Annotated in this window: 10 protein-coding genes; 9 read left to right on the forward strand and 1 reads right to left on the reverse strand. The window is 43.5% G+C overall.

Annotation, left to right across the window (positions count from 1 at the left end):
• The first annotated feature begins 55 nt into the window (after positions 1-55).
• Complete coding sequence (locus WH43_RS13720) at positions 56-1,684, forward strand: methyl-accepting chemotaxis protein (protein WP_053425175.1); 1,629 nt, start codon at positions 56-58, stop codon at positions 1,682-1,684.
• A gap of 156 nt (positions 1,685-1,840) precedes the next feature.
• Here the strand turns inward: WH43_RS13720 and WH43_RS13725 are convergent, their stop codons facing one another.
• Entirely contained in the window at positions 1,841-2,029 is a 189-nt protein-coding gene (locus tag WH43_RS13725; protein WP_053425176.1) for a YgaP family membrane protein, read from the reverse strand.
• Positions 2,030-2,211: 182 nt separating this feature from the next.
• Here WH43_RS13725 and WH43_RS13730 point away from each other — a divergent pair, with 182 nt between their 5' ends.
• The 8 genes from WH43_RS13730 (at position 2,212) to WH43_RS13765 (ending at position 13,725) form a co-directional block, all read left to right on the forward strand.
• Positions 2,212-3,609, forward strand: coding sequence for a cytochrome ubiquinol oxidase subunit I (locus tag WH43_RS13730; RefSeq protein ID WP_053425177.1), 1,398 nt, complete (start codon positions 2,212-2,214; stop codon positions 3,607-3,609).
• Complete coding sequence (gene cydB / locus WH43_RS13735; protein ID WP_053425178.1) at positions 3,609-4,610, forward strand: cytochrome d ubiquinol oxidase subunit II; 1,002 nt, start codon at positions 3,609-3,611, stop codon at positions 4,608-4,610. The genes WH43_RS13730 and cydB overlap by 1 nt, the downstream gene beginning before the upstream one ends.
• A 2-nt stretch (positions 4,611-4,612) precedes the next feature.
• Positions 4,613-6,340, forward strand: a complete 1,728-nt coding sequence (gene cydD, locus WH43_RS13740) for a thiol reductant ABC exporter subunit CydD (RefSeq protein ID WP_286049749.1) — start codon at positions 4,613-4,615, stop codon at positions 6,338-6,340.
• Positions 6,330-6,935, forward strand: coding sequence for an ABC transporter domain-containing protein (locus WH43_RS13745; protein ID WP_152342862.1), 606 nt, complete (start codon positions 6,330-6,332; stop codon positions 6,933-6,935). Before cydD ends, WH43_RS13745 begins: the two co-directional genes overlap by 11 nt.
• Positions 6,895-8,064: an ATP-binding cassette domain-containing protein gene (locus WH43_RS13750; RefSeq protein ID WP_082335789.1), complete on the forward strand. Its 1,170-nt coding sequence runs from the start codon at positions 6,895-6,897 to the stop codon at positions 8,062-8,064. The genes WH43_RS13745 and WH43_RS13750 overlap by 41 nt, the downstream gene beginning before the upstream one ends.
• A gap of 75 nt (positions 8,065-8,139) precedes the next feature.
• The gene (locus WH43_RS13755; RefSeq protein WP_053425181.1) at positions 8,140-9,420 is read left to right on the forward strand and encodes an NAD(P)/FAD-dependent oxidoreductase; all 1,281 of its coding nucleotides are present in this window, start codon (positions 8,140-8,142) and stop codon (positions 9,418-9,420) included.
• Positions 9,421-9,453: 33 nt separating this feature from the next.
• On the forward strand, positions 9,454-10,482 hold the full coding sequence (locus WH43_RS13760; RefSeq protein ID WP_053425182.1) for an efflux RND transporter periplasmic adaptor subunit: 1,029 nt from the start codon (positions 9,454-9,456) through the stop codon (positions 10,480-10,482).
• A 33-nt stretch (positions 10,483-10,515) separates the two neighbouring features.
• Positions 10,516-13,725, forward strand: coding sequence for an efflux RND transporter permease subunit (locus WH43_RS13765; RefSeq protein WP_053425183.1), 3,210 nt, complete (start codon positions 10,516-10,518; stop codon positions 13,723-13,725).
• Positions 13,726-13,734 lie beyond the last annotated feature (9 nt).

Below are 13,734 nucleotides of genomic sequence, written 5' to 3' on the forward strand. Positions count from 1 at the left end.
AAGCTTTAGAGTTTTATCTGTTAAGACAGTAATCTTGTTTAAAAAGAGAATTTTTATGAGCTCTACACGTACTTCGTTGTCTTTGGGTAAGAAAATTGGGTTGAGTTTCACTGGTTTAATCTTATTTATCTTGTTAGTCGGTGTGATTTTTGTCTACTCACAAAGCGCAACATCTGAAGCAAGGGAGCAGGCTAATGAGCGTCGAAGCCTCGCGATTTTGCAATTAGAAAAAGAAATAGATCACTTAGACTGGACTAATCAGCTTGCTAATAGTTTGCTTTTTAATCAGCCATTTACCGGAGAGTTGCAGCCAACACAATGCAAATTTGGGCAGTGGTATCAGCAGTTGAAATCTTCCGATGCTTACCAGTTTTCTTCCACTGAACTCCGCCAGGCTTTTGATGCGCTTGATAGTCACCACAAAGCTTTGCATGCTAGTGCTGCTAAGTTGGGCTCTATGGCTGAACGGGATCGTCATCAGATTTATAAAGAAGAAACATTGGTTCATCTCGCTAAATTAAGAGCTGGACTAAATGAGACCGGTACATTGCTTGCTAAGCAGCGTGAACAGATAGTGAAGACTGCGCAAGAGACCGAACAATCAGCAGTTACAGCAGTCTGGTCTGCCATTTTTCTGGCTATAGTCGCTGCGATAGTGATGACCGTCGTGTTACAAAGACTTGTATCACATCCAGCTAAACGTTTGAGAGACCAAGCTGAAGCTATAGCGTCAGGCCAACTTAACAGGCCTCAACTTGATACTGGTTCGGATGATGAGCTCGGGCAGGTTGCTCAGGCATTTAATAAGATGCAACTATCGCTCAGACAAATGATGAGTCACCTCTTACAAACTTCACAATCCATAGCAGAGCAATCAGCAAAGGTTTCTGATGTCACCAAAAGAACAGATCTGGATCTTCAACAACAGGCCCTCGAAATAGACCAGTTAGCCACTGCAATGAATGAAATGGCCGCAACCATTACAGAGGTTGCCAAACATGCTCAGAATACATCTGGTGCTACAGAGATTTCAGAGAAGAATGCTTTAGACGGCCAGGACAAAGTTCATCAGGTTATTCGTGCAATAAACTCAATTGCAGATGAAGTGACACGAGCGTCAGAGACCATAGGTATGGTGCGACAAGAGAGTCTGAACATTGGGACTATTCTTGACACTATTCAGGCGATAGCTGAACAGACTAACTTACTTGCTCTCAATGCAGCTATCGAAGCGGCGCGTGCTGGAGAGCAAGGGCGCGGTTTTGCGGTCGTAGCAGATGAAGTACGCAGTCTGGCTGGAAGAACTCAAGCATCAACAGCGGAAATCAAATCTAAAATTGATGCGTTACAACGCACTGCTCAGCTATCGGTTGAAGTGATGACTTCCGGAGTAGATAAAGCGAAAGAAGGTGTACTGCTTGTCGATGATGCTAAAGAATCTTTGTTGAGAATTATGGACTCAGTTAGTCAAATTAGTGATATGACGCTGCAAATAGCGAGTGCAACTGAGCAGCAAAGTATTGTCGTTCAGGAAATGGATAAGAATTTGACCCGTGTGAATCAGTTCAGTGACCAAACGAAGACTAGGTCGAAAGAGGCTGATTTGGTTTCTGCGCAACTAGAGGTCACTGCACAACAAATGTTAGAGCTAAGCAGTCGTTTTGATATCGGCCCAACTCGTTGATCACATAATGCGGCAGTCATTCGATTGCCGCATTATTGAGACTTAGCGAGTCATAGATTAAATATCTGCTGATGTATGTAAGGTCATATACGACATATCCTTAACATAAGCTTTCTCAAAGGTGTGTGAGTTTTTTATTTAATCCAGATGCTAGTTTCAACTAATTTTACAGGTCTTAATACCCAGTAGAGTGTAAAGTGGGCAAAAGCTGAATAATCCCGTCAGCAAAGGCACGATACCAATCCATCCCCACATGCCTACGGTTCCAGTTGCAGCCAGAGCAATTAAAACCACTCCAGCTGTAATACGAAGAGTCTTGTCTAAACCACCTACGTTAGCTTTCATGCTATTTCCTTGTTAATTAGAGAATTCTTATTAATGATAATCCTATAACATGCTGTTAGCGATAACTTTAAGCTGTAAAGTTCGTAACTGCGGCAATATGCCGCACTTGTTTATAAGAAATGTTTAATATAGCTTAAGTACAATGTACTAGTGTTTTCAAAATTAACTCTTCGGGAGTCGTTATGGAGCTTGATCCGCTCGTCCTTTCACGCATACAGTTCGCGTTTGTCGTATGCTTTCATGCAATCTTCCCTGTGTTTACCATAGGTTTAGCCAGCTTTATCGCTGTTCTTGAAGCGCTTTCTTTCAAAACAGGCAATCCCCTTTGGCAAAAGTTATCCAAATTCTGGATACAGGTGTTTGCTGTTGTGTTTGGCATGGGCGTTGTATCCGGTATTGTGATGTCTTTCCAGTTTGGAACAAATTGGAGTAATTTCGCATACGCCACAGCCAACTTCCTTGGTCCGGTATTAAGCTACGAGGTGATTACTGCGTTTTTCCTTGAAGCTGCGTTCTTAGGTGTGTTGCTATTTGGACGGGATAAGGTTCCACAAGGCGTGCATCTTTTCGCTGCGATTATGGTTGCTACAGGAACCTTTATTTCTTCTTTCTGGATTTTGTCAGCGAACTCTTTAATGCAGACTCCCGATGGTCTTGAACTAAGAAACGGCATGTACCATGTTGTTTCATGGGCTGATGCTTTATTTACTGCTTCTTTTGCCTACCGCTTTGCTCACATGGCATTGGCTTCATTTCTGACTGCTGCTCTGGTAGTCGCTGGTGTTAGTGCATGGTTTATTTTGCAAAAACGCGAATTTGAAACGAACCGTAAGGCTTTATCTATAGCGCTTTGGATGCTTCTAATATTGGCGCCATTGCAAGTGTTTATTGGTGATTTGCACGGTTTAAATACACTAAAGCATCAACCTATGAAAGTCGCAGCGATGGAGGGGAACTGGCAAACCAGCAATGGGGTACCGTTACTACTTTTTGCAATTCCAGATCAGGAAGCGCAGACCAACCATTTTGAAGTGAAAGTTCCAAAAATGGCGAGTTACGTTCTGACTCATGATTGGAACGGCGAAGTTCCAGGGTTAAATGAAGTCGCGCCCGAGATGCAACCACCTGTGTTTATTGTTTTTTGGGCATTTCGAGTCATGGTCGCGATGGGATTACTTATGGTCTTATTTTCGATCTGGGGTTTAGTGCTACGGATCAAAGGAAGATATTACCAATCAACCAGCTTTCTACAAGGCTTGAGATTAATGAGTTTAAGTCCGTTTTTTGCTGTACTGGCGGGATGGGTTGTGACTGAAACGGGCCGAGCGCCTTGGTTGATTTATGGTCAGATGACCCATGCTCAGGGCGTTACTCCGTCTTTGACTGGTGGAATGGCTCTGTTTACCCTAATTGGATATATCGTTGTGTACGCGTTGGTATTTAGCGCAGGCGTTTACTATTTGCTCAAGGTATTTCGCGGAGGTATCGAAAAAGCAAACCGGCCCCATGAGCAAGACGAAGTTGAACGTGCGAAAAGACCATTTTCTGCCGCGCACGCTAGTTTGGAAGGAGATAATTAATGGAACAACCATTTGATTTAACGCTGATTTGGGCTGGTATCATTGCATTTGGCGTCATGATGTATGTGTTGATGGATGGATTTGATTTGGGGCAAGGGATTCTTTTTCCGTTTGCCCCTGATGAGCATCACAGAGATGTCATGATGAATTCAGTTGCTCCAGTGTGGGATGGTAATGAGACCTGGCTTGTTTTGGGAGGAGCGGGTCTATTAGCTGCGTTTCCTTTAGTCTATGCTGTGTTTTTACCTGCCTTGTACATAGGTGTTTTTCTATTGCTTGCTGGACTAATTTTCCGGGGAGTTGCTTTTGAGTTTAGATTCAAAGCGAAGACATCTAAATACTTATGGAATTGGGCTTTTGCGGGTGGTTCAACAGTAGCGGCATTTGCCCAAGGCGCGGTTGTAGGTGCATACATTCAAGGGTTTAAAACAGAAAATTTTCGCTATGTAGGCGGAGCTTTGGATTGGCTAACTCCTTTTACGGTAATTACAGGCTTAGGTCTGGTGGCTGGATATGCTTTGCTCGGTGCTACTTGGCTGATTATGAAATCTGAAGGCTCAGTCCAGCAGTGGGCCTACAAATTAGCACCGCGGCTTTTGTTAATGGTCCTAGTCGTTTTTGCTGTGATTAGTGTTTATACGCCATTTGTAGATCCATTAGTTAAAGAACGTTGGTTTAGTGGTTTCAGTGCAATTTGGATACTTCCGTTGTTAGCATTGTATTGTGCTTTTCTGGTTTTTAGCTCGCTTAGAAAACAGCAAGAAGGTATGCCATTTGTTGCAACCATGGGCTTGTTCTTATTCACCTACCTTGGATTATTGGCCAGTAAATGGCCTTATATGGTTCCACCTAATTACACTCTTTATGACGCGGCATCAGCCTTTGAGTCGCAGCTGTTCTTGTTATTAGGCTTCCTGTTCGTGATACCTATAGTGCTTACTTATACAGCATGGACCTATTGGGTATTCCGCGGCAAGGTTAAAGCTGGCGGATATCATTAACAGTGAGGTCTAACCGCAAGGCTGTAATTTCTGATACCCGGGGAGCGAGTGCGTTACATTTCAGTGACGCACCGCATCTTTTGAGACTCGTAAGTCAAAAGCAATCCTCGAAGCTATTTCTTGCAGTAGGTTGTGCTGTACTAGCGACTTTCTGTTTAACTGCTCAGTGGTATAGTTTGTGTTATGCACTTTACTTGGGGGTGGTTATAGCACCAGAGTCGGGGCTGCCAGTAAACTGGCTTTGTTCAGTAGCTGGTTTTATGGTAGCCCGAATTTGTTTGTTAAGAGCTCAAGAGCAAATTTCCGGCGCAGCTAGTGCGGCTGGGCGTGATTCAGTTCGATTGGCACTTCTGCAGAGCTGGCGACGACAGCCCGTCTCATTGATACAACAATACTCTCCTGCTGCGTGTGCTAGCCAGTGGTTGGAGGATACAGAAGCTTTTGATGGTTTTTTGGCCAGATATTGGCCGCAGCAATACATCAGTGTATTTTCAACTCTGATCATCCTTATAGCTGTCTATATTCATGATTGGCTTGCCGCTCTTTTGCTGCTGCTAAGCGCTCCTTTGATACCGCTATTTATGGTTCTGGTAGGAAAAGGTGCTGAACAGCTCAATAAAAATCATTTTGTATCGCGCCAGAGACTTGCCGGGCATTTTTTAGACCGAATCAAAAATCTCACTACGATAAAGCGATTAAATGCCGAAACACAAACTCTTGATGAAGTTGCTCAGAGGAGTAATAGGTACCGAGATGTTGTGATGAAAACACTAAAAATTGCATTCCTGTCTTCTGCAGTCTTAGAGTTTTTTAGCAGTGTTGCAATTGCAAGCATAGCTCTTTACATAGGGTTCTCTCTGTTAGGTGCGATCAGTTGGGGACCTTCTGCTGAGCTAACCTTGTTGTCTGGGTTATTTATTTTGTTATTAGCTCCAGAGTTTTTCCAGCCGCTTCGGACCTTTGCTCAGTTTTATCACGATAAAGCGGCCGCTTTAGCTTCGGCAGGGCAACTAATTTTGCAACTAATCCCTGATGATTTTAATAAGGTAAGTTCAGAGAGCGAACCTACCTCTATCCGAGCTTCAACGTCTCAATTAGATATCCAACGACTAACAATAGGTCACTCCAATCAACATCCTTTATATAAAAATCTCTCAGCCAGCTTGAAGAAGGGACAATGTCTTCTTGTTAGTGGTAGGTCCGGATCAGGCAAAAGTACTTTACTACAAAGTATTGCAGGGTTGCTCCCTCCCTTGTCAGGAGATGTTTTGTTTAATGGTCAACCCTTACAGCAACATACTGTTGCTTATTTGCCTCAGCAGCCTTGGATCATCAATGGGAGTTGGGGTGATAACCTAAAAGTGTTATCTCCTGATGTGTCGGAGCAAGATATGCTTGAGGTTCTGGCTTTACTTGGTCTGGATAGTTACGTGCGAGGGCATCCCAATGGACTTGGTCGTCTTATCGATGAACAGGGAGGGGGTGTATCCGGTGGTCAGATGCAGCGATTAGCTTTGGCCCGCACGCTGTTGATTGGGAGTGAAATAATGCTGCTGGATGAACCAACGGCAAGTTTAGATCCGCAAAGTCGCGACCTTGTCCTGAACGTTTTGCAGAACTTAAAACCATCTATGGTTCTCATACTCGTCAGTCATGATCCGGCGTTATTAACGCTAGCAGATGAACACTGGGATTTATCTTCATTGGAGTCTTTAACCATTGAAAAATAAAAGACTAAATGAAGTCAATTCTTTGCGCTACTGGAGCATCATACTTTTATGGAGACATCGTAATCGAGTGATTATTGGTGCCCTATTGGTGTTTCTAACTGCAGCATTTGCGATGGCGCTTTTAGCATTGTCTGGTTGGTTCATTACCGCAACAGCTCTTGCTGGCATCAGTGTAGCTGCAGGTGCAATGCTGGCTCTGGATATCTATTTACCGGGGAGCGGAATTCGTTTTTTTGCCCTTGGGCGCACAGTAAGTCGCTACATGGAACGATTGTATAACCATGATTCTGTCTTAAGGCAGTTATCACTTATCCGCCAGCAATTATTTAGAGGACTCTCCACTTTTCGTGCCTCAGAGTTAAAGAAACAAACCAATGCTGACTGGTTAAGTCGTTTGACTGCAGACTTGGATAGTATGGATAGTCTGTTACTTCGTTTATTGTTACCTCCATTTGCTGCTGTGTTGGGTTTAATATTGTTGAGCCTGTTAGTTAGTCTTTGGTCTTATACCGCTGCACTTTTTTTTATTTACTTCAACCTTATTCTTGAGCTGTATGATTTTCATCCTGTTTCTTCGATTACAGCAAAACGATAGCAAGGCTATGGTGCAGCTTTTTAATACTGCCAGAGAAGAGTTCATCAATCATATGAATGGTTTGCCTGAATTACGTTGCGCCAAAATGCAGGAGTACAACCAACAAGGTTTATTAGTATTTACTAATCAATTTAATAAGTTACAGTGTCGATTAGTCCGTTTGCAAGCAAATGCGCAGTTAGCAATTAACACTCTGCATAGCATCATGGTTTTAGTTGCAGCAATTTGTTCGATCAAAGGAGCACAAGAAGGACGGTTTGAAGCGCCGGTAGCTATTTTATTAGTGCTCGCCGTTTTTGCCTTCGGTGAGCTACTCCAGTTGTTACCGAGTCAACTTGGTGTGTTGGGAAAAACTCGTTATGCAGCGGAGCGATTGTATCCGCTTGCAAACCCTAATGAGGAAATGAAGGATACTGCTTTGTCGCCGCAGAACCCGTGGAATAAATTAGACATTCATTTAAGTGACTATCCTTATATCCCTGTAAGTTTGAAGCAGATGTTGACGTTGGAGTTCAGTACTGAAAAGCCTTATTTACTCGTGACTGGACGCTCAGGAAGCGGTAAATCAACTCTGGCTGAATTAATTCTTGGTGAAGATCATTTGCAATCTAAACATTTAGGGGCCATAGCTTGCTTTAAAATCGATGGACAGAATGTAAGTTCAGAACAGTACAGTGTGTCATTACAGGAAAGCAGTGCTTATTTAAGTCAGCGAAATAGTATTTTAGCTGACACTCTATTTGTTAACGTCACACTTGGATTGTCAGATATTTCAGAGGAAAAAGTTTGGCAAGTACTACGCCTGGTTGAACTTGATGAGTGGGCGAAGTCTTTACCTGCTGATCTTGATAGTTGGTTGGGTGACACCGGGCAAGAGCTATCAGGTGGTCAAGCCAGACGTATATGTCTGGCAAGGTTATTGCTGCGCACTCCTCAGCTGGTTGTGCTAGACGAGCCATTCAATGGATTAGATGAGAGTATGGCTGAGCGTATATGGAGGAACATAGAGCCGTGGCTAGCTGAGAAGCACGTTATGTTGTTAGTGCACAAAGTCCCGGGTTTTGTTTCGTTAGACTTACTCCCCCAACAAGATTGGCAGCACCTGCAATTATCCAGTCAAGATGAATAATCAAGTTGTTGATTTAAAGAGCTTCTCTACTAAGCTAACTTGGTATATTAGATTTTTCTGTAAAAGGTTCATGAAATGAAACGTACTATTGTTGTTGGTGCAGGGTTGGGCGGAATGTCCGTGGTATATGAATTACGCCAAAAGTTAGACAAAAACCACGAAGTAATGCTAATTGGGGAGGGGGCAGAGTTTCAGTTTGTGCCTTCAAATCCATGGGTTGCGTTGGGGGAGCGTACCCGTGAACAGGTTGTTTTGGATTTAACGCCCTATGCAGAAAAGTACAAAATTCCATTCAATACTAGTGGGGTTGCATCCATTGACGCAGAGAATAACGCAGTAACTACCGGTGACGGTCAGGCTTTTCATTATGATTATCTGGTACTTTGTACTGGACCTCGTTTGGCTTTTGATGCTGTTACGGGGGCAGGTCCTGAGCATGGTTATACTCAATCTATCTGTACTGTTGATCACGCTGTAAAGGCTTATCAAGCTTATTGTCAATTAGTTGAATCACCGGGACCCGTTCTTGTCGGAGCTATGCAAGGTGCAAGCTGCTTTGGTCCCGCGTATGAGTACGTATTAACTCTTGAACACTTACTGCGTAAAAAGAAAATCCGTGATCGAATTCCAATCACGTTTGTAACTAGCGAGCCTTACATTGGTCATATGGGCTTAGGTGGCGTCGGTGATTCCAAATCTATGATGGAACATGAATTTCGTGAGCGAGATATCAAGTGGATATGTAACGCAAAAGTTGATTATTTCGACTCCGGTTCTGCCCATATCCATGAGATTAACCGTAAGGGTGAAATTGAATTTAGTCATCAACTCCCTTTTAATTTGGCAATGTTTTTACCCTCTTTCCGGGGCTCAGAGGCCATAGCTCAAGTTCCAGGTTTGTGTAATGAAAAAGGTTTTGTCCTGACAGATGAATTTCAACGAAGCATCTGTTACCCAAAAATATTTGCGGCTGGGGTTTGTGTAGCAATTCCACCCTTGGAACAAACACCTGTGCCAGTCGGAGCCCCTAAAACTGGTTTTATGATTGAGTCTATGACAACCAGTGTTGTCGAAAACATCCTGAGTCTAGAGCGCGGACAGGACATGGATACAAAACCAACTCTAAATGCCATATGTCTTGCAGATATGGGGGACAAGGGCGCTGCATTTGTAGCATTACCACAAAATCCGCCTCGTAATACGAGTTGGACATCTATGGGGAAATGGGTCCATGTCGCTAAAATAGCTTTTGAAAAGTACTTTATGTACAAAGTCAAACATGGCACTAGTGAACCAATTTACGAAAAATACATGTTGGGTGCTATTGGGATCCATCGGACAAAAGACAAAGAATAGGTAATGAACTAATCCGCTATCGTGAGAGAATCAATGAAACTACAAGTCAAAATATTAATGACGGTTTTTTTCTGTATAACTAATGCATATGCAACAGACAATTCAGAATTTACTAAACTGAGCGCCATTGATTATCCTCGCTGGGTTAGGTTACCAGTGACAGTGGAAGCTACATCTGCCTCTACTGTCTCGGCGCAGACCAGTGGTCGTATAGTAGAGCTCCCGTTTGACGTTAATGACTTAGTTCCTCAGGGAGCTGTTATTGTCAAATTTAGTGATTCGGAACAACAAGCCGGTTTGCAGCAGGCAAAAGCGGCCTTGGAGGAAGCTTTGAGCCGGCAAACTGAGATGGAAAAAGAATGGCTCAGAGCTAAAGAGATCCGGGAACAAGGATTAATTTCTAAATCTGCATTTGATCAGGCTACAGCAAATTTCGATGCGGCGAAAGCCAGAGTTGCTCAAGCAACAGCATCTGTTGCCCGAGCAAATGAGCTCCTGGAGCAAACGTCGGTTAAAGCTCCATACAGCGGTATAGTTCAAGAGCGATTTGTAGAATTAGGCGAACTAGCAACTCCTGGTAAACCACTGATCCGCGGTTTGAGTCTGCAGCACATGCGAGTTAGTGGACAGTTGCCACAACAACATGTCTCTTCCGTGCAGCAGGCGGATCGGGCTCAGATCGAGTTGGCTGATGGTCAACTTCTTAATTTCGACAATCCAAAACTTACTATTGCGCCCGAGGCTCGTGATGGTGGACATAGTTTTCTTCTCCGTATGGTATTGCCGCCAGATGACTACATGAAATACTCGCTGTATCCCGGAAGCTGGCAGGTGCTCAAGGTTCAGGTTGCGATGGAACCAGTGTTGATTTTGCCAAAATCTGCTGTCTTTTGGCGTGGTGAGATGAGTGCTGTATGGCAAAAAACGCCAGAAGGGATTGTGTTGCAGTATGTTCGGGTACAAGACATAGAGAATAATCAAGTACAAGTTCTCTCTGGACTAGATGTCGGGACCGAAGTCATTACAGATGCATTGGCTTATTTAAGCGGGCTTAGCCAGTAAGTGATTTCATAATGATTTTGGAGTTGTTGGCAAATGAATGAAAAACTTGGATTGGCCGGGCATCTTGCTCAGATTTTTAAAGTAAGCCAAATCACGCCTTTGTTAGCGTTGGTTGGTTTTTTGCTTGGTGTTTTTGCTGTTTTTGTGACCCCGCGAGAAGAAGAACCACAAATAGAGGTGACCTTTGCCAACGTATTTATCCCTTATCAAGGTGCTACTGCATCCATGGTCGAGAAACAGGTGGCAATACCCGCAGAAAAAATTGTCGCTGAAATTGCTGGGATAGAACATGTCTATTCGGTCTCTGAAGCTGGAATGGCTGTTCTAACAGTACAATTTAAAGTTGGTGAACCGCGGACAGAAGCATTGGTTCGTTTGTATAACGCATTCTATGCAAATGCAGACTGGCAGCCTAAAGATAGTTTGATTGGTCCAGTCTTAATCAAACCTAAAGGAATTGATGATGTTCCTGTATTCGCAGTTACATTATGGAGTAATAAACCTGATGTTACTCGCGCAGAACTGAGCGCCTCCGCAAAAGGCCTGGAAGAGCAGTTGCAGCAAGTGTCCGGTAGTCGTGATGTTTACAGCATTGGAGAAGCTTCAGAGAGAGTTATTCTTCGATTTGACCCCGCGAGGTTAGCTGCTTATAACCTAGACTTATCACATATTCAGGCCGCACTGCAGCAAAGCAGTGGAATGAATCAACAAATGGCTATGTTAGAGCCACAAAAGGAGGTTGTACTTGAATCTGGTCTGGCTTTACGTTCGGAAAAAGATATAGCCAACCTGATTGTTGCGGTGAGACAAACAGAACAGGGGGCATTGCCAGTTTATATATCGGACGTGGCTGAGATCAGTTTTCAAAGTGCTGAACCTGAAAATTACGTGCAGCATTTTCAGCGGTTTAATTCATCCAGTGAAGACGTAGTTCAAAGTTCTGCTGTTACAATTTATGTGGCCAAACAACCGGGTTATAACGCTGTCACGTTAACGCAGGACATCGAACGTAAACTTGAACACCTTTCAAAAGTCTATTTGAGCAAAGATATCCAACTGACAACCAGCAGAAATTATGGAGATACAGCGAAGGACAAAGCTGACACTCTAATTAAAAAACTCCTGTTCGCTACGTTGTCCGTCGTTTTATTGGTCGGTTTTGCCTTAGGTTGGCGTGAGGCTTTTGTTGTCGGAATGGCCGTGATTATTACTTTAGCCATTACACTATTTGCTTCATGGGCTTACGGCTTTACTTTAAACAGAGTGTCATTGTTCGCACTGATTTTCTCAATTGGTATTTTAGTTGATGATGCAATAGTTGTTGTCGAAAACCTTCATCGACATTGGCTCGATGGTAAAAAAAGCTTGATTGACGCTATCCCACTCGCAGTTGAAGAAGTAGGAGCTCCAACTATTCTCGCAACGTTTACTGTCGTTGCAGCATTACTACCCATGGCTTTTGTTAGTGGATTAATGGGGCCCTACATGAGCCCAATTCCAATCAATGCCAGTATGGGGATGATGATCTCTTTGCTGATAGCGTTCATTCTGACACCTTGGTTATTTTATGTTGTTTTTGCAAATAAAAAACCAACCGCTCATCACGAATCTAATCATGGCGGTAAGACGGAGGTGTTTTTTAGTCGACTGATGTTACCTTTTCTTCGAGGTACCGCAGGTCGCAGTAAACGTGTTTGGCTATTGGTGGCGTTGTTAGTGGCGATAGCTGCTTCGGTGTTACTTGTAGTCAATCGCACCGTTATACTAAAAATGCTGCCTTTTGATAATAAATCAGAGTTTCAGGTCGTTGTTGATTTACCTGAAGGGAGCACGCTGGAAAATACTCAGGCGGTTCTGAATAGAATTAGTCTAGTTTTACTAGGCCAACCTGAAGTAACGCATGTGCAAACTTATGCGGGAACTGCCTCTCCTATTAATTTCAATGGGTTAATCAGACAATACTATTTAAGGAGCTCTCCTTGGCAAGGCGATGTTCAGGTTAATCTTGTATCCAGGCTTCAACGTGATGAGCAAAGTCATGCCATAGCGCTTCGTGTCAGACCTCATTTGTTAAAGCTAGCGAGGGAGACAGGCGCGAGCATTAAATTAGTCGAAGTTCCTCCAGGACCTCCTGTCATGGCACCTTTGGTTGCCGAAGTGTATGGTCCCGACTACCCAGCCCAGTTGAAAATGGCCAGTGAGATAATGGCTATATTTAATCAGATAGATGATGTAACCGATGTTGATACCACTGCAGAGGCTGTACAGCAGCGCTGGATATTGTCTGTTGATCAAAACAAAGCAGCTCTTTACGGTGTGTCTGTCGCTGCGGTAAATAATGCTCTAAAAATTGCGATCTCGGGCGGGAATGCTGGTTACTTACATGACGAGCAGCGTTACAACCTCACTCCTATTGATTTAAGGCTTAGTCAAGGAGCCCTGGCTGATTGGGAACAATTGAAGCAACTACCTCTAGTAAGAACTAGTGGTGGGACAGTCCCACTATCAGAGGTTGTTACCAGAACTCTGACACAAAGACAAAACGCGATATACCGAAAAGATTTGAGACCAGTGGTCTTTGTTACAGCAGACCTGGCAGGTGGCTATGATAGTCCCCTTTATGGCATGTTAGAGATTAAGCGACAACTCAATCAGCTTTATCCGCAGATGCCACAATTGATGATAAATGCGCCTGAAAATACCGATATGATTGGAATAAAATGGGACGGCGAGTGGCAAATAACCTATGAAACATTTCGAGATATGGGCTTGGCTTATGGTGTTGGTCTAATTCTGATCTATTTGCTGGTGGTTGCTCAGTTCAAGTCTTACAGCGTTCCGCTAATTATCATGGCGCCAATCCCACTCACATTGATAGGTATTTTGCCGGGGCACTGGTTGATGCAAGCGCAGTTCACAGCAACATCTATGATAGGCATGATAGCCCTTGCCGGAATTATTGTTCGAAACTCTATACTTTTAGTTGATTATATACAGCAGCAGGTGGCCAGAGGCGTCGTACTACAAACTGCTGTTGTTCATGCGTCAGCAGTGAGGGCTCGGCCTATTATTCTCACTGGGCTGGCTGCAATGCTGGGGGCTTTTTTTATCTTGGATGATCCAATTTTTGGCGGGTTAGCTGTTGCGCTTATATTTGGTATTTTAATCTCTACTCTGTTGACACTTATTGTTATACCGGTTGTTTACTACGCCTATAACTATTCTAAAACAGAGCTCGGTTGATGTGGACAA

Origin of the sequence: Rheinheimera sp. KL1, from assembly GCF_001275035.1 — a bacterium.
GTDB lineage: Bacteria > Pseudomonadota > Gammaproteobacteria > Enterobacterales > Alteromonadaceae > Pararheinheimera > Pararheinheimera tangshanensis.

What these genes read in the sequence shown, in the direction of transcription:
- WH43_RS13755 (WP_053425181.1), top strand. Translation starts at nt 8,140, where the DNA reads ATGAAACGTACTATTGTTGTTGGTGCAGGGTTGGGCGGAATGTCCGTG.
- WH43_RS13730 (WP_053425177.1), top strand. Translation starts at nt 2,212, where the DNA reads ATGGAGCTTGATCCGCTCGTCCTTTCACGCATACAGTTCGCGTTTGTC.
- WH43_RS13720 (WP_053425175.1), top strand. Translation starts at nt 56, where the DNA reads ATGAGCTCTACACGTACTTCGTTGTCTTTGGGTAAGAAAATTGGGTTG.
- cydB (WP_053425178.1), top strand. Translation starts at nt 3,609, where the DNA reads ATGGAACAACCATTTGATTTAACGCTGATTTGGGCTGGTATCATTGCA.
- WH43_RS13760 (WP_053425182.1), top strand. Translation starts at nt 9,454, where the DNA reads ATGAAACTACAAGTCAAAATATTAATGACGGTTTTTTTCTGTATAACT.
- WH43_RS13725 (WP_053425176.1), bottom strand. Translation starts at nt 2,029, where the DNA reads ATGAAAGCTAACGTAGGTGGTTTAGACAAGACTCTTCGTATTACAGCT.
- WH43_RS13750 (WP_082335789.1), top strand. Translation starts at nt 6,895, where the DNA reads ATGATTTTCATCCTGTTTCTTCGATTACAGCAAAACGATAGCAAGGCT.
- WH43_RS13765 (WP_053425183.1), top strand. Translation starts at nt 10,516, where the DNA reads ATGAATGAAAAACTTGGATTGGCCGGGCATCTTGCTCAGATTTTTAAA.